The following is a 21551-nucleotide window of genomic DNA, read 5'->3' as shown; positions in this document are numbered from 1 at the left end:
GCCGGGGACGCCTGTACAGCGGCTGGGTCAGGCGCGGCGGCGGTAGGCCGCGACGGCCAGGGGCGCGAAGATCGCCAGGAACACCAGCCCCGACACGAGCGTCCACACCACCGAGGCGCCGGCCGGGCCGCCGAGCATCAGCGCCCGGGAGGCCTCCATGGCGTGGTTGACCGGGTTCACCTCCAGCCAGGCCCGCAACCAGCCGGGCAGCGTGTCCTTGGGGGTGATCATGCTGGTGCCGAACGTCAGCGGGAACAGCACCAGGAACGAGGTGCCCTGCACCCCGCCGGGCTCGCGCATCAGTACGCCCAGCAGCACGAAGGCCCAGCTCAGGCAGAAGGAGAAGAAGATCGTCAGCAGGCAGGCGGCCAGCGTTGGCACCAGCCCGGTGTGGATTCTGAACCCCAGTGCGGCCCCGGCGCCCATCAGCACCACGATCGCCACCACATAGCGGATCAGGTCGCCCAGGACCGAGCCGATCAGTGGCGCCGAGCGGGCGATCGGCAGGCTGCGGAAGCGGTCGAAGACGCCCTTCTTGATGTCGGTGTTGAGGCTGACGCCGGTGGCCATCCCGCCGAACATCACCGTCTGCACCATGATCGCGGGCAGCAGGAACTGCAGGTAGTCCTCGGTGGAGCCGGACACGGCGCCGCCGAGCAGGAACACGTAGACGATGAGGAAGACGATCGGCTGCAGGGTGACGTCGATGAGCTGTTCGGGGGTGCGCAGGGTCTTGACGACGCTGCGCCCGGCCAGCGCGAGGCTGTGGCGGACCAGGCCGAAAGGGCGCGCGTCCAGGCGGGCGGGGGCGGCGGTGCGTTCGGCGGTGAGGGTCATGCCGCGTCCTCCTTGTCGGCGTGGTGGCCGGTCAGGGTGAAGAAGACCTCGTCCAGGCTCGGCAGGCGCAGCGACAGCTCGGTGACCGCGATGCCGGCGGCGTCGAGGCGGGCCACGATCTCGGTGAAGGCGGCGTCGCCCTCGACGGGCACGGTGGTCACGTCGCGGCCGGGTGATTCGGCGGGGCGGCCCGCGACGGCCGAGATGATCTCGGCGCTCTCGCGCAGCCTGGTGTGGTCGGCGGGCCGCACCAGTACGGTCTGTCCGCCGACGACGTGCTTGAGCTCGGCCGGGGTGCCGTGTGCGATGACCTTGCCGTGGTCGATGACGGAGATGTCGTCGGCCAGGGCGTCGGCCTCCTCCAGGTATTGGGTGGTCAGCAGGACGGTGACGCCGTCGGTGACCAGGCGGCGGATGATGTTCCAGACGTCTTCGCGCTTGGCGGGGTCCAGGCCGGTCGTGGGCTCGTCCAGGAAGATCACGTCGGGCCGGCCGACCAGGCTGGCGGCCAGGTCCAGGCGGCGGCGCATGCCGCCGGAGTAGGTGGCGGCGCGGCGGTCGGCAGCCTCGGCCAGGCCGAAGTCGCTCAGCAGCCGGGCGGCCCTGGCCTTGGCGTCGGGGCCGCGCAGGTCGAGCAGCCGGCCGATGAGCACGAGGTTCTCGGTGCCGGTCAGGTCCTCATCCACCGAGGCGTACTGGCCGGTCAGGCCGATCATGCGGCGCACTTGGGCGGGGTGGCGGACGACGTCGACGCCGCTGACGCGGGCCTGGCCGGCGTCGGGGCGCAGCAGGGTGGCCAGGATCCGTACGGCGGTGGTCTTGCCGGCGCCGTTGGGGCCCAGCACGCCCAGGACGGTGCCCCGGCGGGCCGATAGGTTGATGCCGGCCAGGGCGGTGGTCGTGCCGAAGCGTTTGACCAGCCCTTCGGCTTCGAATGCGTTCATGCCCGACATCGTGGGCGGCGGCGCTGACAGCTCGCGCACAGATCGCTGTCACGGTGACAGGCGCGCCGCCAGGTCGGCGGCGGGGCCCGGCGGCAGGGTGGCGTGCAGCAGTTCGACGCGGTGCACCAGCCGGGGAGCCACCAGCGGCACACCGCGGCCGGCGGAGGCGGGCAGCAGCGTCAGGCCGTGGCCGGCGGCGACCAGGTTGAGCACGGTGTGCACGTCGTCGCCGGTGTAGTCGAGCGCGGGCCGGAAGCCGTCGCCCAGCAGGTCGCGCAGCCGCTCCAGCGGGCACAACGTGGTCTGCAGCCAGTGCGCGTCGACCAGGTCGGCCAGCCGCAGCCCCGCCCGGCCCGCCAGGGGGTGGTCGCCGGGCAGCGCCACGACCAGGCCCTCCTCGGCCACGCCCACCGTGGTCATCGGGCCGACCTCGGGCAGGCGCAGCGGGTCGTTCGGCGCGGTGATCCCGTCGGCCAGGCCCGCCTCGGCCCTGCCGTCCGCCACCTGCCTGGCCACCTCGTCCCTGCCGCAGGTGCGTACCGTCACCCGCAGCCGCGGCTGCGCCGCCCGCGCGGCCGCCAGTCGTAGGGCCAGGACCGAGTTGAGCGCCAGGGGCGTGGCGGCCAGGGTCAGGCGGTGGGCGGGCAGTGCGGCGGTGCGCAGCACGTCGGCCCGCGCGGCGCGGATGCGCAGCAGCAGCGGCCCGGCGTGCTCCAGCAGGCGCAGGCCCGCCTCGGTGGGCGCGACCGGGCGGCGGTGCAGCAGCGGCAGGCCCAGGTCGCTCTCCAGCGCGGCGATCTGCTGGGAGATGGCCGACTGGGTGTAGCCGAGCCGCTCGGCCGCGGCCGAGAAGGAGCCCGCCTCGGTGACGGTCACGAACGTACGCAGCAGATGAGGGTCCATCAGTGTTTCTTATAGCATGTGCAGACATCATCGTTGGTGCTTAAGCGGTGGTCCGCCGCACCATGGAGGCATGAAAATCGCCCTGGTCGGAGACCGCTCGCCCAGCGTGCGCGCGCACGCCCGCATCCCGCTGATCATCCAGGCGCTGCGTGAGCGTGACGGCATCGCGCTCGACCCGTACTGGATCCCCTCCACCGACGCCCACGACGACGCCCTCGAACGCTTCGACGGCATCTGGATCGTGCCCGGCAGCCCGTACCTCAGCGAGGAAGGCGTGATCAGCGCCGCGCGCACCGCGCGCGAGCGCGGCATCCCCGTGCTGGGCACCTGCGGCGGCTTTCAGCACATGCTGCTGGAGTACGCGCGCGGCGTGTGCGGGCTCGACGTGGCGCACGCCGAGAACGAGCCGGACGCGCGTGAGTTCCTGCTGCTGCCGCTGGAGTGCTCCCTGGCCGGCCACGAGGGCCTGGTACGGCTGAGGCCCGGCTCGCTGATCGAGCAGATCATCGGCTCCCCCATCACCATGGAGGCCTACAGCTGCTCCTACGGCCTCAACGAGGCGTACAAGCACAAGCTCGTCGAGCACGGGCTGGTCTTCTCCGGGCACGCCGAGGAGGGCATGGTGCGGGTGGCCGAGCTGCCCGGCCACCCGTTCTACCTGGCCACGTTGTTCCAGCCGGAGCTGTCCGGCGACGGCAGCCGCCCGCACCCGGTCATCTCCGCCTTCGCCGCCGCGATCAGCCGTAGGACGGCTCGGCGTGCCGTACCTCACGCAGGCCGGGCAGGGTGATGGCGCCCAGCCGCGCGCCGGTGCGCGGCTCCAAGCGCAGGACCTGCTCCCCCGCGCCGGCCAGCAGCTCGCCGTTCAGCCAGGCCAGGCCGTGTGCCTGGCCGGGCAGGTCCCATACGCCGGCGGGGGTCAGGGTCTGGCCGTCGGCCGACAGCAGCCGCTTGCCCGCCGCCAGATAGGCGCGGCCATCCGCCGCCACCGCGTACGCCTCGCCGTCGCCCAGCCGGCCCAGCAGGCCGCCGCGCTTGATCGTCAGGTCGTCGGTGGAGGCGACCACGATGCGGCCGGTGGAGGCGTCGAAGACGTACAGCCGCCGGGCCTGGGTGTCCAGCGCCATCGCGTGGGCCGGTGGCGGGCCGAGGCCGAACGGTTCGGGCAGGTCCAGGCAGTAGGCCCAGCGCTGGTCCAGGCTGAGCACGTGGACGAAGGCGTGCACGCCGGGGCTCAGGTCGTGGCCGGCGATCAGGTCGCGGGTGTGCAGGTGTTCGTCCTGGTGGGTGTAGAGGGTGTAGAGGGTGGCCAGGTCCGGGTCGTGCACGGCCTGGCGGCCCTTGCCGCGCATCTCCTCCTCCTTCGACAGCGGCACGGGCTGCTTGGCGCGGGTCAGCAGCGGCGTCATCCGGCCGGCGGCCAGGTCGTACATGCGCACGCGGTAGCGGTCGGGGTGTTCGGGCGGCAGGTGGTCCAGGACGTACATGACCTGGCCGTCGCTGGAGAAGGCCTCCGGTTCGATGTTGCCGTCGAGCTGGAGCGTCCGGTTGCCGCCGGCGCCGGTCAGGGTGAGGGTGGTACGGCTGCGGGGGCCGGGTTCGGGGCCGAGGGCGACGAGGTGGCCGGAGACGGCCTTGATGCGCCGGCCCGGGGCGCCGGCCAGGTCGCGCTGCTCGAGGAGGTGGCCCGTGGTGGCGTCGTAGGTGCGCAGCCGGTCGTGGTCGATCTGGTAGAGGCGCAGCCAGCGGGGGCCGGGCACCGCGCCGGGGTAGGTGGCCGTCACCGCGCCGGTGGACAGCTCGACCAGGGACAGCCCGGCGGCGGTCTCGGCGAGCAGCCTGCCGCGCGGGGCCGGGGGCGCCGCCTTGGGGGGCGGCTGGGTGGTGGCGCAGGCCGATACGGCGGCCGCCGCGCCGAGCGCCAGGGCTTGGCGTCTGGTGATGGTGCTCACGTCTTCCCTACACCGGTGAGCGGCCGGGGGTTCCCGTTCAGGTGGTGACGCCGAGCTGGGTACGTACCTTGGCCAGGAGATCGTGCGGGAGCGGGGCGTAGCCGTACAGGGACAGGTAGGACTGGCCGGCGTCGCTGGCGGTGTAGTCCAGGAAGGTGCGCACCAGCGGGTCTGAGCTGCGGGAGCAGATGATCTCGTAGGTGACCAGGATGATGGGGTAGGCGTCCTTGTTCTTGGTCAGGTAGTCGAACGTGACGATCAGGTCGCCGTTGTGGCCGGCGATCCGGGCGCCTTCCAGGGCTTTGGTGGCGCTCTGGGGCGAGAGGGCGACGAACTGGCCGGCGGCGTTGCGTATCTTGGCCGTGCGCAGGGCGGCGTCGCCGGCGTAGGCGTACTCCACGTAGCCGATGGAGCCCTCGGTGCGCCCTATGGCCTCGGTGATGCCCGCCGAGCCGGTCACGCCTTGCCCGGTGTCGGCGAACTTCCTGGACGGCTCGTACGGCCAGCGGCCCGCCTCCTTGAGATAGGCGGTGAAGTTGTAGGTCGTGCCCGAGTCGTCGGAGCGGTGGAAGAGCCGGATGCCGGTGCCCGGCAGGTTCGCGCCGCGGTTGTCGGCGGCGATCTGCGCGGCGTCCCATCGGGTGATGCGGCCGCTGAAGATGCCGGTCAGGGTGGTGGGCGAGAGCTTCAGTTCCGGCGTGGACGGCAGGTTGTAGGCCAGGGCGATGGGGCCCACCACCATGGGCAGGTGTATCGCGCGGCTGTGGCAGCGTCTGTCGGCCCGCAGTTGTTCGTCGGGGTGCATCGCGACGTCGGAGCCGGCGAAGGCGGTGGCGCCGGTGATGAAGTCGCGGATGCCGGCGCCGGAGCCGTTGGCGTTGTAGTCCACCCGCAGGTCGGGGTGCAGCCCTTGGAAGTCGGCCCGCCAGGCGTCCATCGCGCCTTTCTGCGCGGTTGAGCCGGAGCCGGAGATCGACGCGGTGATCGGGAGACTCGGGGGCGCTTCGTCGCGGGTCAACAGCGCGGTCCCGGTCAAGCCGGCGGCAGAAGCGGCCAAGGTCAGGGCGACGAACACAGCCGCCCTGATGATCCCTGTCAGCTTTTCCATCTCAACAAAATATGGAATTGTCCCGGCCTGCTAGTTCACCACGCGTCAAACTCATTGCCACAAATCGGTCATTTATCCCAGATTTCGGCAACCGTGCGGATCGAACTGCCAGCGGTCACACGTCCCAGGTGACCGGCAGGCTCTTGACCCCGTAGATGTCGGCGGCCTCCGGGCGCAGGGCGACCTCTTCGGCCGGTACGGCCAGGCGCAGCGTGGGGAAGCGGTTGAGCAGCGCGGGGAAGGCGACCCGCATCTCGACGCGGGCCAGCTGCTGGCCCAGGCACTGGTGGATGCCGTGGCTGAAGGCCAGGTGCCCGCCGTCCTGCCTGCGCAGGTCGAGGGTTTGGGGGTCGGAGAAGCGCTCGGGGTCGCGGTTGGCGGTGTTGAGGGACAGGATGACGGTGGTGCCGGCCGTGATGGTGTGGCCGCCCAGCTCGACGTCCTCCAGCGCGACCCTGGAGAACTGCTTGGCGACGCTCAGATACCGCAGCAGCTCCTCCACGGCCTGTTCGGTGAGAGCGGGGTCGGCGCGCAGCGCGGCGAGCTGCTCCGGGTTCCGCAGCAGGGCGAAGGTGCCCAGGGCCAGCATGTTGGCGGTGGTGTCGAACCCGGCCGACAGCAGGATCAGGGCCATGCCCTGCAGTTCCTCGTCGGTCAGATCGCTGTCGAGCAGGTCGCTGAGCACGTCGTCGGTGGGGTTGGCGCGCTTGGCGGCGACCAGCTCGGCGAGGTAGGTCTGGGTCGCGGTGTAGGCGGCGAACAGCTCCTCGTCGCTGACCTCTCCGCCGAGGAACTTGTCGATGTTCTCCTGGAAGCGGCCCCGGTCCTCGTACGGCACGCCCAGCAGCTCGCAGATGACGATGGCGGGGATGGGCTTGGCGAACGCGGTCACCAGGTCCGCCGTCGGCCCGGCCTTCTCCATCGCGTCCAGGTGCTCGGCGGTGACCTGCTCGACGCGCTCGGTGAGCAACCGCATCCGGCGCACGGTGAACTTGCCCACCAGCGGCTTGCGGTAACGGCTGTGCTGCGGCTCGTCCATGAGCAGGAACTCGCCGGGCGGCGCCGGGGGCACCTGGATGTCGCCGTAGTTGATGGTCGGGTGGTGGCTCATGAGCTCCTTGCGGGAGCTGAACCGTGGGTCGGCCAGCACCGACCGGACCAGGTCGTAGCCGGTGACCAGCCAACCCTGGTGCCCGTCGGGGAAGGGGAAGCGGCTGATCGGGCTCTGCTCGCGGGCCTCGAGGAGCTCCTTGGGCGGGTCGAAGGGACAGCCGGGCCGGCGCTCGGTCGGCATCGCGGTAAGGGTGTGTTCCATGGCGTCCACTCTCGCCGACCGCTCTGATACGAGACCGTCGCCGTGCTGACACGGCCGCTGACACCGCATGTCCGCAAGGACCGGTGAACGGCGCGGGGTCGTGTCAGCGGCCACGTCAGGACGGCGACGGCCCGATATCAGAGCGGTCGGCCAGGTTGGATCTCATGAACGGTTCAGCCATTGTGGCCTCGGGGCTGCGCAAGGCATACCAAGACAAGATCGTGCTCGACGGCATCGAGCTGAATGTCCGGACCGGCACGATCTTCGCCCTGCTCGGGCCCGACGGCGCCGGCAAGACCACGATGGTGAACGTGCTGACCACGCTGCTGACCCCCGACGCCGGGAAGGTGGTCGTCGCCGGGCACGACGTGGCCACGCAGACCAAGGCGGTGCGCGCGGCGATCGGGGTCACCGGGCAGTTCGCCTCGGTGGACGACCTGCTCACCGGCGAGGAGAACCTGCTGATGATGGCCGATCTCCTGCACCTGCCCAAGGCGGAGGGCGAACGCGTCGCCGGCCGGCTGCTGGCGAGGTTCGATCTGGTCGAGGCGGCGGGCAAGCTGGCGGTGTCCTACTCCGGCGGCATGCGCCGCAAGCTGGACCTGGCCATGACGCTGGTCGGCGACCCGCAGATCATCTTCCTGGACGAGCCCACCACGGGACTCGATCCGCGCAGCCGCCGCACCATGTGGGACATCATCCGGGAACTGGCCGCCGAGGGGAGGACCATCTTCCTCACCACCCGGTATCCGGAGGAGGCCGGCCGGCTCGCCGACCGTATCGCCGTGATCGATCAGGGCCGGCTGGTCGCCGAGGGCACCGCCGATGAGCTCAAGCGCCGCATCCCCGGCAGCCATGTCCGGCTGCGGTTCACCGCCCGGCACGAACTCGACGCCGCGGCGCGGGTCCTGCACGAGTCCACCAGGGACGACGAAGAGCTGACCTTGCGTGTTCCCGGTGACGGCGGGGTGCGGTCCTTGCGCGCGCTGATCGATCGGCTCGACGCCCATTGCCTGGAAGTCGAGGAATTGTCGGTGCACACACCGGACCTGGATGACGTCTTCCTCGCCCTTACCGCTCACGCGAACAAGGAGGCCGGCGCGCGATGAACGCCATGCCGGCTTCCCTGGGCTCGTGCGACGTTCACGAAGCGAGCGTGATCTCGGCCAGCTCACGCCAGTCCCGCTGCTGCCCGGCACGGACCGCCTCGGCGAACACCGTTTCGCCGAGGTGATCGCGCGCGTCCGCGGCGATCCTGGCGGCGTCCGGCTGCGAACGGTCCGGCGTGCCGCGCACGCCGTCGCTCGCCCCGAGCAGCCGTACGGCCTGCTCGGGGTCTCCCTGGCGCAGCGCGAGATCCGCGATCCCGATCAGCACCTGGGCGATCGTGGGGGGATGGGTGTGCTCGACGGTCGTGGCCGCGCGCAACGCCTCGGCCCGGTAGGCGCGGGCCTTGCCGAGATCCTCGGTGAGGTAGCCGTACAGATCCATGGTGTGAACACGGATGGAGTCGGCCATGTCCGCCTCGCCCAGCACCGCCCGCACCGTGGCCAGGTGCTCACGCGCCTGGTCCGGCTCGCCGCGCAAGCGCGCCAGCTGCGCCTGCGCGAGCGCCAGCTCGACGAGCGCGTCCGGCCAGACGATCCCATCGGCGATCCGCCGCGCCTCGGCCATGGCGCGGGCGCTGGATCGCTCATCGCCGAGCAGCCAGTACAGCTGAGCCTGCCGCGCCCGAAAGCCGACCACGTCCTCTCTCGCGCCCACCTCCATCAGCGCCAGCGCCGCCTGTTCGTAGTGCTCACACGCGCGGGCGAACTCGCCGCGCATGGCCAGCCGGTCGGCCAGGAAGGTCAGCGCGAGCGAGATCCCCATCCGGTCGCCCAGCGTACGGAACTCGGCAAGGGCGGTCTCGGCGTCGAGGTCCACGCCGGTCTCGTCGCCGCCGAGCGTGAGCCGCAGCCGGCCACGGCTGAGCCTGGCCTGCGCGCGCACCCACGGATCGGCGTCGGCGATGAGCGGCTCGAAGGCGGGCATGAACTCCGCCGGGCCCCGCAGCATCCGCTCATGCAGCTCGACGAACCCCAGCAGCGGGTGACGAGACCCGCTGCGCCGGGCGAAGCGATGCGCCTGCTCGATCCACTCCCGCGCCTGATACTGATCGCCGGTGACCCCGGCGGTCACGAAGATCGTCACATTGAGGTACGCCAGCGCCCGCACCTCATCGGACACCTCCCCCGGCAGCGAGGCCGCCGCGATGCTCAGCTCGGCGCCCTCGGCCCGGTGCCCGCTGAGGTACCAGTACCAGCCCGCGGCCGCCACCAGCCGCATCGCCTCCTGAGCCCATCCCTCGGCGATGGCGCCGCGCAGGGCCGTGACGATGTTGTCGTGCTCGGCCCCGAGCCTGGCCAGCCACTCCACCTGCTCGGCCCGGCGCAGGCGCGGCTCGGCCGTCTCGGCCAGCTCGGTGAAGTACGCCAGGTGCGCCCGGCGCGCCGGCTCGCTCTGCCCGGCTTCGGCCAGCCGCTGCGCCGCGTACTCCCTGATGGTGTTGAGCATCCGGTAGCGCGGCATGCCCTCGCCGTCGGCGAGCAGCAGCGACTTGTCGATCAACGCGGTCAGCACGTCGAACACCTGCTCCCCGGCGGACGTCTCCTCCCCGCAGACCTGTTCGGCCGCCTCCAGGCTCACCCCGCCGGAGAACACCGACAGCCGCCGCAGCACGTCACGTTCGGTCTCGGTCAGCAGGTCCCAGCTCCAGTCCACGACCGCGCGCAGCGTCTTGTGCCGGGCGAGCACTGTACGGCTGCCGCTGGTCAGCAGCCGGAATCGGTCGTCGAGCCGGCGGGCCAGCTGATCGACGGACATGGTGCGCAGCCGGGCCGCGGCCAGTTCGATCGCCAGCGGCATCCCGTCCAGCGCCCGGCAGATGCGCACCATGGCCGCCACGGTGCCGGCGTCGGAGCCGATGTCCTTGCGCACCAGGTCCGCGCGGTCGCGCAGCAGCCGCACCGCGGGCGAGGATCCGGCCTCGGCGAGATCGGCTCCGCCGGCGGGCAGCGCGAGTGGCTCGACCTGCCACAGCACCTCCCCGGTGATGCCGAGCGGTTCCCTGCTGGTGGCCACGATCCGCAGCCTGCGGCACTCCCCCAGCAGCCGGTCGGCGAAAGCCGCGGCCGCCTCGATCACGTGCTCGCAGTTGTCCAGGATGAGCAAGATCGCGCGCTCGCGGACCGCGGCGATGAGCCGGTCCATCGGCTCCCCGCCCCGCGAGCCGCCGAGCAATGCCTGGTCACGCAGGCCGATCGCGGTCAGCGCGGCCTGCGCCAGGTCACCGCCTTCCCCAACGGAGGCCAGTTCGACCAGCCACGCCCCGTCCGGCAGGTCGGCGAGCATCGTCCGCGCGGTCTCGGTGGCCAGCCTCGTCTTGCCGGAGCCACCCGCCCCCGTCAAGGTGACCAGCCGGTGCTTGGCGGCCAGAGCGGCGACCGCGGACACATCATTCTTCTTGCCGACGAAACTCGTCAGCTCGGCGCGCAGGTTCGTCTTGTGGTTGTCCGCCCGCTCGCCCAGCTCGCCACGCAGCAGCGCGGTGTGCAGCGCGGAGAGCTTGGCCGACGGATCGACGCCCAGCTCCTCGGCCAGCCGCTCGCGGGTGCGCTGGTACACCGTCAACGCCTCGCTGCCCCGCCCCGCCTCGGCCAGCGCCCGCATCAAGGCCGCCACGAACCCCTCCCGCAGCGGGTACGCGGCGACCAGCTCGGTCAGCTCCGAGACCAGCTCCGAGCCGCGGCCGAGGCGAATATCGGCATCCACCCGATCGCCGAGCGCGGCGACGTGGAGTTCGTCCAGGCGTGTGACCGCGGCGTCGAAGGCGTCGCTGCCGTGCAGCGCGAGGTCGGCCATGGCCGTGCCGCGCCACAAGGCCAAGGCCGAGCGCAGCAGATCCGCCCGCGCCGCGGGCTCGGCGGCACGGGCCTGGCCGACCAGCTGCTCGAACCTGGATACGTCGACGGCATCAGGAGTCACGGCCAGCCGGTATCCGCCGGAATCGGCCTCGATCACCCCGTCCGGCAACACCCTGCGCAGCCTGGACACCAGCGCCTGCAAGGCGTTCACCTCGTCGGCGGGCGGCTGTTCGCCCCAGATCCAGTCCACCAGCCTCGCACGCGTGACGATCCGGCCAGGTTCGAGGGCGAGCGCGGCCAGCAGTGCGCGCAGCCGAATCCCCGGAACCTCCACCACGGCCCCATCGCGGTTTCGGACCTCGAACGGTCCCAGCAATTCGACTCTCACAGCGGCAATTGTGCCGAACTGTGAGCCCGTCTTGCGCCATGTGTCCGTCTGGGCCTTCCGGCCGCACCCCCTGGACGCCGTCCGGGCCTTCCGGCCGCGCCCCCTAAACGCCGGGCGGGAGGGTGGCGGTGAGCTCGAAGCCGCCGCCCGGGTGGGGGCCCGCCTCGACGCTGCCGCCTGCCTGGCCTAGCCGTTCGGCCAGCCCGCGCAGCCCGCTGCCGCCCTTGGCGGGTTTGTCGGGTTTGTCGGGGGTGCTGCCGCTCTCTGCGGGTCCGTCGGGGCTGCTGTCGCTCGCGGTGGGGTGAGGGCCGTCGGGGCCGTTGTCGCGGATCGTCAGGGTCAGGCCGGTCAGGTCGATCTCGGCCTCGGTGGCGCCGCTGTGCCTGATGATGTTGGTGACGCCCTCGCGTACCACCCAGCCCAGCAGCGCCTCGGCCTGCGCGGCCGGTGGCGGCCCGGTGCGGCGGATGCGGGCGCGCACGCCGGCGGCGGCCAGGGCGTCGCGGGCGCGGGCGAGCTCGTCGGCCAGGCCGCCCGCCCGGTAGCCGGTGACCGCCTCGCGTACCTCGGTCAGTGCCTGCCGGCCGACGGCCTCGATGTCGGCGGCCTGGCGTTCGGCCTGGCCGGGGTCGCGGCGGGCCAGGCGTCGTACGGCCTCGGCCTTGACCACGATGACCGACAGGGTGTGCCCGAGCAGGTCGTGCAGGTCGCGGGAGAAGCGCAGCCGCTCCTCGGCGACGGCCGCCTCGGCCAGGCGTTGCCGGGTCTGGTTCAGCTCGCCGATGACCATGTGCAGGTGCAGGATGACGGCCACGACCAGGCCCGCGCTGAAGGTCCCCCACGAGAAGGCCAGGATCGACTCCAGGTTGCCGCCACCGGCCCACACCACCAGCGCCGTGCCGAAGGGCAGCGCCGCCGTGGCGACCCGCACCGCCCGGCCGCGCAGGGTGATGCCGCACGCCACGCCGAGCAGCGGGAACAGGTAGTACCAGCCGCCGCCCAGCACGATCGACAGCCCGAAGACCACGGCCGCCAGCCCGGTCAGCGCGAGCCGGGCGGGCAGCGTACGGCGCCGGAAGGCCATGATCACTGTCAGCGCGTACAGGGCGGACATGGCGGCCAGGCCCGCCCACGACAGCCAGCCCGGCCGCAGCGAGCCGTCGGCGGTCTCCCAGATCGCGCCCGCGGCCAGCAGGACGAAGGGCAGGAACGCCCCTGTGCCGGGCGCGTCGGGCGCCTCGTCCGGCGTGCCGTCGGGGCTCGGGGGCGGGGTTCGGGCCATCAGGCCAACGTTATCCGCGCCCGAGAGCCGCGACGAGCCGACCGCGCCACTACGGCAAGGGATCAGCCCGCCGCCGACATCGGGTCGAGCCGGGCCAGCCGGTCGGCGTCGGTGATGATGACGACGTCGGCGATCAGGCCGCCGCTGACGGTGAAGGCGACCAGCGAGACCACCCGGTCGCCGACCGTGGCGACGACTCCGGCGGCTCCGTTGACCAGTACCGGATGTCCCACGGAGCCGGCCGGCCGGAACGTGATCGCCTGCTTGGCCGCCACCGCCGCCCCGCGCGCCACCAGCACGGTCCCCGCGGCGCCGCGGTCGGAGCGGACCACGACATCCGGGTCGAGCACCCGCATCAGCGCCTCGAAGTCTCCATCGCGCGCGGCGGCCAGGAAGGCGTCGACGGCCTGGCGCTGACGGCCCAGATCCGGATCGGGCACCGGAGCCGTGCCCCGCACGCGGCGGCGGGCGCGGCTGGCCAGCTGCCTGGCCGCGGCCGGGGTACGCCCTACGATCGGCGCGATCTCCTCGAACGGCACCGCGAACATGTCGTGCAGCACGAACGCCAGCCGCTCGGCCGGCTCGAGCGACTCCAGCACCACCAGCAACGCCAATCCGACCGAGTCGGCCACCACCGCCTCATGCTCGGGATCGACGCCCTCGGCGGGGCTGACGACGGGGTCGGGCAGGCGCTCCTCCAGGGAGTCCTCGCGCCGCCGCTCGCGCGAGCTCAACATGGTCAGGCACACCCGGGCCACGACCGTGGTCAGCCACCCGCCGAGATTGTTCACCTCGCTGGTGTCGCTGCGGCTGAGCCGTATCCACCCCTCCTGTACGGCGTCCTCGGCCTCGCTCAGCGACCCGAGCATCCGGTAGGCCACGGCCCGCAGATGGGAGCGGTGCTCCTCGAACCGGCCGGCCAGAAACTCCGCGTCGCTCGTCGTCCCCATGTTCATCGTCACAATCCTCCGTCAAGGCAAGTCATAGCACTGACCGACCCGACGCCACCGATGTGACAACTCTCGCCGAGCTCACGCCTGGACCAGAGTGATCACCCCCGCGCCCACGAGGGCGAGCGCCCACATACGGTCCAGGTTGAACCAGGCGCGCCGCAGCACCGTGAGCCCGGCCAACCTCGTACACCACCACGGCGATGACGCCCGCCACCACGAACATCGCCAGCGTGTGCAGCGCCGCCACCGCCAGGCCGCCCGACAGGGCGTGACCCTGGTGGCCGGAGGCGTGCAGGCCGGTGAAGACGGGCAGCAGCATCAGACCGGCACCGTGGGCCGAGGACATCAGGAACGACCAGCCGGCCAGCTGCCACAGCGACAGCCGCATCCCCACCCAGCGGAAGTGCCGCCTGGACAGCAGCCGCCACAGGCCGAACCCGACCAGCACCACCCCGCCGCCGATCGACAGCACCCTGCCGGTGACCAGCGAGCCGGTGAGGCCGACGACGATCGCGACCACGGCGACCGAGCCCAGGTGGCCCAGCGCGATGACCGGCAGCGACTGCAGCAGCAGGTCCCTGCTGCGCTCCTGCAGGCCGCGGGCCACGGCGAACAGCCAGCCCATGGCCGGGTTCAGGCCGTGGAAGGCGCCCAGCAGGAGCACGGTGGCGATCGTCACGGGTAGCAGTAGGAGTCGGAGGAGGCGTCGCCGCCCTGCAGGCGTACCTGGTGGGGGCGCAGGCCGCGGAACGCCTCGCCGTGCGGGAAGAAGCCGGTGTCGAAGGTGAAGGACTCGGTGTCGATCTTGGCCATCCAGGCGCCGACGCCCTCGGGGTAGAACTGGTCGTCCCAGGCGCCGTACAGGGAGTTGGTGAGGTAGACGCGGCGGCCGTCGCGGCTGACCTCGACCATCTGCGGGCCGCCCCGCAGCGGCAGCGACGGCTGGGCGGGGTGGGGTGCCTGCCGGGCGATGCCGCCGATCCTGAGCGCGCCCAGTTCGGCGGGGTTGGCCGGGTCCGACACGTCGTACTGCTTGATCTCGCCGGTGCCCCAGCAGGAGACGTACAGGCGCTGGTCGTCGACCGACAGGTCGATGTCGGTGACCAGGGGCGGCACGGCGCCGAAGGGCCGCAGGACGGGCGGCAGCAGGTCGGCGCTCGCGGGCTCGGCGGGGATGGTGATCACCTTGCGGGCCTGCCAGCGGCCGTCCTCGTGGAACCAGAGCCAGACCGAGGCCGACAGGTCCGCGGTGCTGGTGACGACCCCGGCGAAGCCGTAGGTGCGGGTGGGGTCGTGCGCCGGGCGCAGCTCCAGGACCATCTGGTGTTCATCGCCCAGGTCGACCTCCTGGAGGTGCTTGCGCTTGCGCAGGTCCCAGAAGTGCAGCTTGTGGCCGTACTTGCGGCCGAGCAGCAGCTCTCCCACCACGCCGTTCTCGACCATCGACGGGGTGCCCCACTCGGAGGTGATCAGCACGTCATGGTTGATGTGCCACCAGAAGTCGTAGGCGAGGTACTGCGGCCCCCGCTCGACCTCCCAGCGCTCCAGCACCTCGAACGTGGTGTGGTCGAGCAGCGCGATCCCGCCGGGCCCCTCGTTGCCGTCGGCGCCGCCGAGCGCCGACAGGTAGATCCCGCCGGGCCCGCAGTGCACGGTGTGGGGCCGGGAGTAGCCGGCCCGCTTGGCCAGTTCGTCGGCCTCGATGACCTTGACCAGTTCCGGGCTGAGGCGGTCCTTGGTGTCGAAGACGTGGATGCGTGAGGAGCGCAGTCCGGGCACGATGAGGTAGCGGCGTTCGACATGCGGGTGCGGGGCGCTGGGGCACAGGGCGGTGCTGCAGGCGTTCCAGCCGAAGTGGTGCAGCTCGTCGCCGGTGTTGGGCAGGTCGCTCCAGCCCACCACCTGGCCGTAGTGCGGCGAGGCGGTATCGGTGTCGAGTACGGCCAGCGCGTCCGGCCTGGTCGCCGACCGGTCGAAGGCGACGACATAGGCCAGTTTCTCGGCGGGTGCGCCGGCCGCGTCCCTGGGCGAAGGATAGAACGTGGGGTCCGGGGTCCAGAGGCTCATCCCTTCACGTATCCACCAATTCCCTACACGGTCAACAGGGTATTGGGCACGTTTTCGGAATGATCCCGCCAGCTGTCGTACCGATCAGGGCCGATCGCGGGCCGGGCCTCGCCGGCCGTCGAGGGCGATGTCGATGAAGCCGTAACCCTCGCGAAGCGGCAGCGGCCACACTCGGGGCGCCGAGCGGATGCCCCAGAGCGCGACGGCGATGTAGAGGACCTGCTCGGGAATGCGCAGCCACAACGGGGACGCCTCGCCGCCGTTGAACGGCACGTCGGCCAGCGCGGCGTAGATGTTGGCCGGCAGCAGCAGGACGAAGAGCGCGATCAGCCCGATCCCGGCCGACCAGCGTGTCCTGGCGATGATCAGCCCCACCGCGCCCATGAGCTCCAGCACGCCGGTCAGGTAGACCACCGCGTCGGCGAAGGGCACGAAGGGCGGCACCATGCGTACGAGATCCCCGTGGGTGGGCATCACCGTGACGCTTTCCGGGACGAAGTGCGCGCTGGCTGTCATGAAGAGCATGACGGCCAGGGCGTGCGCCGCGCTGACCGGCCATGAGGCGAACCGGCCGACCCCGAAGGCCCCCAGCGCGCGGAAGCCCAGCAGGGCCACCACCAGAACGATGCTCGTCTCCATCACGTCTCCCTGTTGGGTAGTCGCGCTATCTAGTTATTGGATAGCACAACTATCCTATGAAGGGCATGACTGTCAAGCGGCCGGGCGCCTTGAGCGCGGGACCGTTCGCTTTGGCTTAGTTCGGCCAGTCGCCGATGAGCGCCCTTATCTCGTCGGCCACCTCTTGCGCCGACCGGTCGTCCGTGTCGATACGCAGGTCACCCGCTCCGGCGCGGTCGAGCGCCAAGGCCTCGCGTGCCGCCCGTTCGGCGACGCGGCGCAGGGCTTCGGGGTCCAGTCCCTTCAGCTCATCGCCCGGTATCGCCGGCCCGCCTCCCCGGCCGCGCCGCGTGACGCGCTCGGCCAGCGTCGCGGGCCCGGCGTGCAGACGGCACACCGTCAGCGCCGCGCCGGGAAGCAGCTCGGCGTAGGCGCGGACGGTGTCGTCCCGGTCGTCGTGCCCGGAGACGATCAGGCACCTGGCCTCGGCTGCGCGGTATCCGGCCAAGAGGGCCGCGAGGTTGCGCGCCTTGAGGCGATGGCCGTCCGGGTCGTCGTCCGTGGCGGGACGTAACACGCCGATCTGCTTCAGATCCACATAAGCAGCTCGTACGCCGGCCCGGACGATCCGCGAGAAGACCTCATAGCCGACGGTCGACTTCCCCACCGCGGTGGCCCCGGACAACCACAGCACCGGAACCGGGTCAACGGCGAGAGGCGCGGCCGATCGGGAAACGAAGCCGACGGGTGGGCCGGGACGCGGCCAGCCACCGGCTCGCTCGCGGACCATCCGGGCCGCCTCGGGCACGGTCAGCCCGTCGGTATCCAGGCACAGGTCGGCGAAGTCGCTGCCCTCCAGCGACTCCGCCTCGGCGACGGCCTGCGCCACCAGGTCGGGACGCCATCCCCGGCCGAGAAACCGCTCCTTGAGCTCACCGGTGCTCACGCGCAGCCGGCACACGGTGAAGGCGGCGTCCGGGAGACGCTTCGCGTACTCGCCGATCTCCTCAGCGGTGTCGACGAAACCCGACAGGACCACGCACTGTGCCCCCTGCTCCCGGAAGTTGGGCCACATCGCGGCCAGACTCCGGGCCCGGATCCGATGGGTGCCGATCTCCGGCAGGGGGTAGCACAGGCTGATCTGGTCGGCGTCGACGAACGCCGCCCGGACGCCGCCCCGGCTCAGCTGGGCGAACACCTCCCAGCCGAGCGAGGACTTCCCGACACCTGACGGCCCGCACAGCCACAGCAACGGCAGAAGATCGCTTCCCACCCGCGCGACAGTAGTTGGTCGCCCGCGCGATCGGCGATCGCATTTCGCCCTCTACGAGGCCTCTAGGACGGGCATCGCCCGTCAAGGGCGCTGAGGACGGCGTCGATGAACACCGGTGACGCCGGTTCGTCGGCATGCGCCACGCCGGCGAATTCGGCCCGGCACCAGACGCCGGCGATGACGTCGTTGCGCGTCTCGTCGAGCGAGCTCGTCAGCAACGTGTACCTGACCGGATCCGGCGTGGGGTCGCCGCTGTTGAGCTGGGTGATGAAGCTGCTGGTGGGGCACATCTGCCCGCCCTGACCGGCCGGCAGCAGGCAGGCGGGCCAGTAGCCGAGCTGCCCGGTGCCCATCGAGATGTAGCTGAGCGTCTTGGCGGCGCCGCCGAGGGATTTGAGGTAGTAGCGCGCGGACAGCCCTCCCATGCTGTGCCCGACGAGACTGACCTTGCCGCCGCCGTGTTCGCCGCGTGCCTGCTCCACCAGGTCGGCGATGGCCCGGGCGTTGGCGAGGTTCTCCTCGCCGGGCAGGTCGATCGCGTACGTCGGGTAGCCGGCCTGCTCCAGCGCCGTCTGCATCTGGGCGAACTCGGTCGGCGAGCCGTTCCAGCCGTGAACCAGGATGACCGGCTCCCGCTGCGCGCCCTGGGCCGGCGAACCGGGGCAGAGCCCGCCCAGCAGGGCGACCGCGATGATCAGTAAGGACCGGATGCGGTGGGGTCTGGGCGGCATCGTCGCACCTCGCTACTCGTACCGAAGGGGGGTTCACTTACCTAGTGCTCGGTAAGTGAGTTGCGTTAGGTTTAACACCGTGACCCCGAGCAGGCAAGGATCCGGCAGGCAGGAACGCGCTCGCCTGCGGCGGGAGGAGATCATCACGGCGGCCGGCGAGATGTTCGCCCGCGGCGGTTTCCGCGGCACCTCGCTCGCCGACGTCGCGGCCCGGGCCGGCATCACCGAGCCCGGTCTGCTGCACCACTTCGGCAGCAAGGCGGGCCTGCTGCTGGCGGTGATCGAGCGGCGTGACCTGGACAGTGAGGCGTTCGCCCTGGAACTGCTCGGCATGGAGCCCTCCGGGCGGCTTCGGGCGTTGCCGGAGTTCGCGCGCCGTAACAAGCAGCGGGCCGGGCTGGCCAAACTGTTCACGGTATTGGTGGCGGAGAGCCTCGAGCCGGGCTCGCCCGGCCACGAACATTTCGTCGAACGCTACCGCGCGATGCGCGCCATCGTGGCCGACAACATCCGCTCCGCCCAGGCCGACGGCGTCGCCCGCCCGGACATCGACCCGGTGGCCAAGGCCACCGAGATCATCGCGACCCTCGACGGCCTGCAGACCCAGTGGCTGCTCGACCCCGACGCCGTCGACATCGTCGCCACCGTCGAGTCCTACGCCCGCACCCTGGAACACGACCTCGCCTGCGGCCTGCCCCACCTCAGGTGACCTCATAGCGGAAACCGAGCGACGGGAAGGCGGCGCGAGGACATGCGGGTGACGATGACGAGCGTCGCGAAAGGGACCACCCGCGCGAACGAGGACTTCACCGGCGCTGTGCCGACGGCGGCGGTGCTGGTCGACGGGGCCGGCATCCCCGGCGGCGAAGCGACCTGCCGGCACGGCGTTGCCTGGTACGCAGGCCGCCTGGGAGCCAACCTCCTGTCACTCGTAGGGGACCGCGGCCTTCCGGCGCTGCTCGCCGAAGCCGTCGAGCAGGTGACCGACGAGCACCGCCACACCTGCGACGTCGCCAACCCCATCAGCCCGTCGGCGGCCGTGGCCGTCCTGCGCCTGTCCGGCGGCCTGCTCGAGTACCTGGTGCTCGGTGACGCGTTCCTCGTGCTCGACAGAGCTGACGACGCGCCGCTCGTCGTCTCCGATCCCCGGGAGGTGATCATCAGCCGGTCGTACGAGCCCGCGCTCGAGGCCGCCGCCAAGGGCAGCGAGGACTACCACCGCCTCCTGCGGGACCTGCGCGCCAACCGGAACCAGCCGGGCGGCTTCTGGGTGGCCAAGGACGACCCGCGCGCGGCGGACGAGGCGATCACCGGAAGCTGTGCGATCTCCGAGCTGAGCGGCGCCGTCCTGCTCAGCAATGGAGCCGGCCGCATCGTGGACCCCTTCCAGCTCGCCGACTGGCCGGGGGTCATGGCCGTACTGGCGTCGAGCGGGCCCGCCGACATCATCCATCGTGTCCGGCAGGCGGAGACGCGCCACGCGGTGGCGGCGGACGACGCGACGATCACCTACTGCACCGACCTCGGCCAGGCATGAGGGTCACGTGGTCCTCGCCGAGTGCGTCGTCGCCGGCATCGGCACCGCCAGCTGGGTCGACGCCGATGACCAGCACTGTCTGACCTGGGTGGATCAGCAGTGCCGGGGTCGGCACCTGTCCCGGCCGGACGTGCTGACCACCACGACGCTGCCCGCCGTGCGGGCCAGGATCCGGGAGGCCGTCGCGGCGTGGCGGCGGCTGGCGCTCGGAGACTCGCTGGAGGTGACGTACCCGCCGTCGATCAACTGAGCAAGCGCCCAGGCGGCAGCCTTTTCAATGCCTCAAGGTAGGTCAGCACGGTGACGGTGTCGTGGGCTTCGACGGTCAGGGCGAGATGGCCGTCGGGACGTACGAGCACCATGGCCTCGCCGGTGACGCCGTAGCCGTCGGCCGCGTGGCCGTCGGCGTCGGTGAGCGTGCCTGCTTCGGCGATCAGGCACGTACGTAGAGGGCCGGGCCAGGCATCGCGTACGGCGTCGAGCGAGCTTCGGCTGCTCTGGCCGAAGCCCACAAGGGTGAAGTGCGGGCCGCGGAAGATGTCGAAGAGCCGCACGGTGGCCCCCGACTTGCCGTCCCGCTCGAACCGGATCAGCCGGGTGGCGTACTCGACCGTGACGCCCAGGCGGCCCAGCAGGGAGCGCAGGATGGCCTCGGTGCGCCACTGCGGCAGCAGCAGTTGCGGGTGCGGCTCGGCCGGGCTGGTCTGCCAGTACGACGCCGGACGCTGGTCGGTGAAGGTGCCGTCGCGCCCGTAGTGCCGCATGACGACCGGCGTGGCGGCCCGCGCGGCCTCCTGGGCGAGGCCGAGATCGTCGAGGACCTCCACGGTGCGGGGGGTGACGCCTTTGGCGCGCGAGCCGGGAAACGGTCCGGGGGCCTGGTCGATGACGCGTACGGCGACGCCGCGGCGGGCCAGGTCGCAGGCCAGCGTCAGACCGGTCGGCCCGGCCCCGGCGATCAGCACTTGTAAGTCGCTCACCGGGTCGCTCCCGCCGGCTCGGCGACCAGCACCCGTATGCCGCTCACCGGCCTGCTCCCGCCGGCCCCGTGATGCCCTCCAGCAGCAGGTCCACCGCCTGGTCGCGCAGCCGCGCCCGTGCCTGCTCGCCGCTGGTGCCGCCGGCCAGGGCGGTCAGCCGCCCCGGCAGGGTGGGAAGCACCGTCAGCAGGCAGATCGCGGTGACGTAGAACAGCTCGAAGTCGCCGTCGGCCCGGAAGGCCCCCTCCCGCTGCCCGCGCTCGAACACCTCGCGCAGCGGCGCGGGCAGGTCCGCGGGCTCGATCGGCGGCCGGATCTCCCCCTCGCCCAGCCCTTCGTGCAGCAGCAGCGGCACCAGCAGGGGACGTTCGCAGACCAGGTCGAAGTACGCCCGCAACGCGACGCGCGTGGCCGCGACCGGATCCTGGCCGGTCAACCGGTCCAGAACCGGCCGCCACGCCACTCCCATGTCGCTGCTCTGCGCGTCCAGGACCGCCCGGTACAGCCCTTCCTTGCTGCCGAAGTGGTCGTAGATCATCCGCTCGTTGACGCCCGCGCGCTCGACGATCTCGCGAACCCGGGTGCCTTTCAGCCCGTGGCGGGCGAACACCTCGGCTCCGGCGTCGAGCAGCGCCTGTTTGCTCTTCGAAGTCACAAGTAAATGTTTACTGGGATGATCTCGCCGGCGCAAGTGGGTCCGCTCCGCACACGACCAGGTGCCCGTCGATGGTGGTGATGCGATCGCAGGTGGGGTCGTC

21 protein-coding genes are annotated in these 21551 nt (G+C 71.6%); 5 read left to right on the top strand and 16 right to left on the bottom strand.

Annotated elements, in window-relative coordinates:
• Nucleotides 1-27: 27 nt before the first annotated feature.
• Genes ACGFJ2_RS55180 through ACGFJ2_RS55170 form a run of 3 tightly spaced genes read right to left on the bottom strand, consistent with a single transcriptional unit; the run spans nt 28 to nt 2684 of the window.
• Complete coding sequence (locus ACGFJ2_RS55180) at nt 28-837, bottom strand: ABC transporter permease (RefSeq protein WP_357956869.1); 810 nt, start codon at nt 835-837, stop codon at nt 28-30.
• Nucleotides 834-1781, bottom strand: a complete 948-nt coding sequence (locus tag ACGFJ2_RS55175) for an ATP-binding cassette domain-containing protein (protein WP_357956871.1) — start codon at nt 1779-1781, stop codon at nt 834-836. Before ACGFJ2_RS55175 ends, ACGFJ2_RS55180 begins: the two co-directional genes overlap by 4 nt.
• A 48-nt stretch (nt 1782-1829) precedes the next feature.
• Entirely contained in the window at nt 1830-2684 is an 855-nt protein-coding gene (locus tag ACGFJ2_RS55170) for a LysR family transcriptional regulator (RefSeq protein ID WP_357956873.1), read from the bottom strand.
• Between the two features lie 70 nt (nt 2685-2754).
• Here ACGFJ2_RS55170 and ACGFJ2_RS55165 point away from each other — a divergent pair, with 70 nt between their 5' ends.
• Entirely contained in the window at nt 2755-3474 is a 720-nt protein-coding gene (locus ACGFJ2_RS55165; protein WP_357956875.1) for a hypothetical protein, read from the top strand.
• On the opposite strand, the gene ACGFJ2_RS55160 is transcribed toward ACGFJ2_RS55165, so the two are convergent.
• The 3 genes from ACGFJ2_RS55160 to ACGFJ2_RS55150 all read right to left on the bottom strand — a co-directional run bounded on the left by ACGFJ2_RS55160 (nt 3422) and on the right by ACGFJ2_RS55150 (nt 7059).
• Nucleotides 3422-4636, bottom strand: a complete 1215-nt coding sequence (locus ACGFJ2_RS55160) for a hypothetical protein (RefSeq protein WP_393482772.1) — start codon at nt 4634-4636, stop codon at nt 3422-3424. The genes ACGFJ2_RS55165 and ACGFJ2_RS55160 overlap by 53 nt on opposite strands.
• A 37-nt stretch (nt 4637-4673) precedes the next feature.
• Nucleotides 4674-5744 (bottom strand): phosphate ABC transporter substrate-binding protein PstS, encoded by a 1071-nt coding sequence (gene pstS / locus ACGFJ2_RS55155; protein ID WP_393482769.1) that lies wholly within the window; start codon nt 5742-5744, stop codon nt 4674-4676.
• A 115-nt stretch (nt 5745-5859) separates the two neighbouring features.
• Nucleotides 5860-7059, bottom strand: coding sequence for a cytochrome P450 (locus ACGFJ2_RS55150; protein ID WP_393482766.1), 1200 nt, complete (start codon nt 7057-7059; stop codon nt 5860-5862).
• A gap of 164 nt (nt 7060-7223) precedes the next feature.
• Between ACGFJ2_RS55150 and ACGFJ2_RS55145 the strand changes: the two genes are divergently transcribed.
• Nucleotides 7224-8168, top strand: coding sequence for an ATP-binding cassette domain-containing protein (locus ACGFJ2_RS55145; RefSeq protein WP_393482763.1), 945 nt, complete (start codon nt 7224-7226; stop codon nt 8166-8168).
• A gap of 34 nt (nt 8169-8202) precedes the next feature.
• Here the strand turns inward: ACGFJ2_RS55145 and ACGFJ2_RS55140 are convergent, their stop codons facing one another.
• The 8 genes from ACGFJ2_RS55140 to ACGFJ2_RS55105 form a co-directional block, all read right to left on the bottom strand.
• Nucleotides 8203-11352 (bottom strand): BTAD domain-containing putative transcriptional regulator, encoded by a 3150-nt coding sequence (locus ACGFJ2_RS55140; RefSeq protein WP_393482760.1) that lies wholly within the window; start codon nt 11350-11352, stop codon nt 8203-8205.
• 103 nt (nt 11353-11455) lie between these two features.
• Nucleotides 11456-12634: a sensor histidine kinase gene (locus ACGFJ2_RS55135; protein ID WP_393482757.1), complete on the bottom strand. Its 1179-nt coding sequence runs from the start codon at nt 12632-12634 to the stop codon at nt 11456-11458.
• A gap of 62 nt (nt 12635-12696) precedes the next feature.
• Nucleotides 12697-13590, bottom strand: a complete 894-nt coding sequence (locus ACGFJ2_RS55130; RefSeq protein ID WP_393482754.1) for a sigma-70 family RNA polymerase sigma factor — start codon at nt 13588-13590, stop codon at nt 12697-12699.
• Nucleotides 13591-13615: 25 nt separating this feature from the next.
• Entirely contained in the window at nt 13616-14266 is a 651-nt protein-coding gene (locus tag ACGFJ2_RS55125) for a hypothetical protein (protein ID WP_393482751.1), read from the bottom strand.
• Nucleotides 14263-15654 (bottom strand): selenium-binding protein SBP56-related protein, encoded by a 1392-nt coding sequence (locus ACGFJ2_RS55120; RefSeq protein ID WP_393482748.1) that lies wholly within the window; start codon nt 15652-15654, stop codon nt 14263-14265. Before ACGFJ2_RS55120 ends, ACGFJ2_RS55125 begins: the two co-directional genes overlap by 4 nt.
• Before the next feature lie 84 nt (nt 15655-15738).
• Entirely contained in the window at nt 15739-16293 is a 555-nt protein-coding gene (locus ACGFJ2_RS55115; RefSeq protein WP_393482746.1) for a hypothetical protein, read from the bottom strand.
• Nucleotides 16294-16408: 115 nt separating this feature from the next.
• The gene (locus tag ACGFJ2_RS55110) at nt 16409-17545 is read right to left on the bottom strand and encodes a hypothetical protein (RefSeq protein WP_393482744.1); all 1137 of its coding nucleotides are present in this window, start codon (nt 17543-17545) and stop codon (nt 16409-16411) included.
• A 62-nt stretch (nt 17546-17607) separates the two neighbouring features.
• Nucleotides 17608-18276, bottom strand: a complete 669-nt coding sequence (locus ACGFJ2_RS55105) for an esterase/lipase family protein (RefSeq protein ID WP_393482741.1) — start codon at nt 18274-18276, stop codon at nt 17608-17610.
• Between the two features lie 79 nt (nt 18277-18355).
• Between ACGFJ2_RS55105 and ACGFJ2_RS55100 the strand changes: the two genes are divergently transcribed.
• The 3 genes from ACGFJ2_RS55100 to ACGFJ2_RS55090 are packed head-to-tail and all read left to right on the top strand — an operon-like array spanning nt 18356 to nt 20063.
• Nucleotides 18356-18985: a TetR/AcrR family transcriptional regulator gene (locus ACGFJ2_RS55100; RefSeq protein WP_358201976.1), complete on the top strand. Its 630-nt coding sequence runs from the start codon at nt 18356-18358 to the stop codon at nt 18983-18985.
• A gap of 48 nt (nt 18986-19033) precedes the next feature.
• Nucleotides 19034-19813 carry an integrase gene (locus tag ACGFJ2_RS55095; RefSeq protein ID WP_393482738.1) on the top strand — a complete coding sequence of 260 codons (780 nt, stop codon included), beginning with the start codon at nt 19034-19036 and terminating at the stop codon, nt 19811-19813.
• Nucleotides 19814-19820: 7 nt separating this feature from the next.
• Complete coding sequence (locus ACGFJ2_RS55090) at nt 19821-20063, top strand: hypothetical protein (protein WP_393482735.1); 243 nt, start codon at nt 19821-19823, stop codon at nt 20061-20063.
• On the opposite strand, the gene ACGFJ2_RS55085 is transcribed toward ACGFJ2_RS55090, so the two are convergent.
• Entirely contained in the window at nt 20056-20793 is a 738-nt protein-coding gene (locus ACGFJ2_RS55085; protein ID WP_393482732.1) for an FAD-dependent monooxygenase, read from the bottom strand. The two genes, ACGFJ2_RS55090 and ACGFJ2_RS55085, sit on opposite strands and share 8 nt — an antisense overlap.
• Before the next feature lie 43 nt (nt 20794-20836).
• Nucleotides 20837-21448: a TetR/AcrR family transcriptional regulator gene (locus tag ACGFJ2_RS55080; RefSeq protein ID WP_393482729.1), complete on the bottom strand. Its 612-nt coding sequence runs from the start codon at nt 21446-21448 to the stop codon at nt 20837-20839.
• Nucleotides 21449-21551 lie beyond the last annotated feature (103 nt).

It is taken from the genome of Nonomuraea sp. NPDC049028, from assembly GCF_043197735.1.
Classification (GTDB): domain Bacteria; phylum Actinomycetota; class Actinomycetes; order Streptosporangiales; family Streptosporangiaceae; genus Nonomuraea.
Note: the sequence above shows the minus strand (reverse complement) of the source record. Positions and strands in the feature narration are given on the sequence as shown.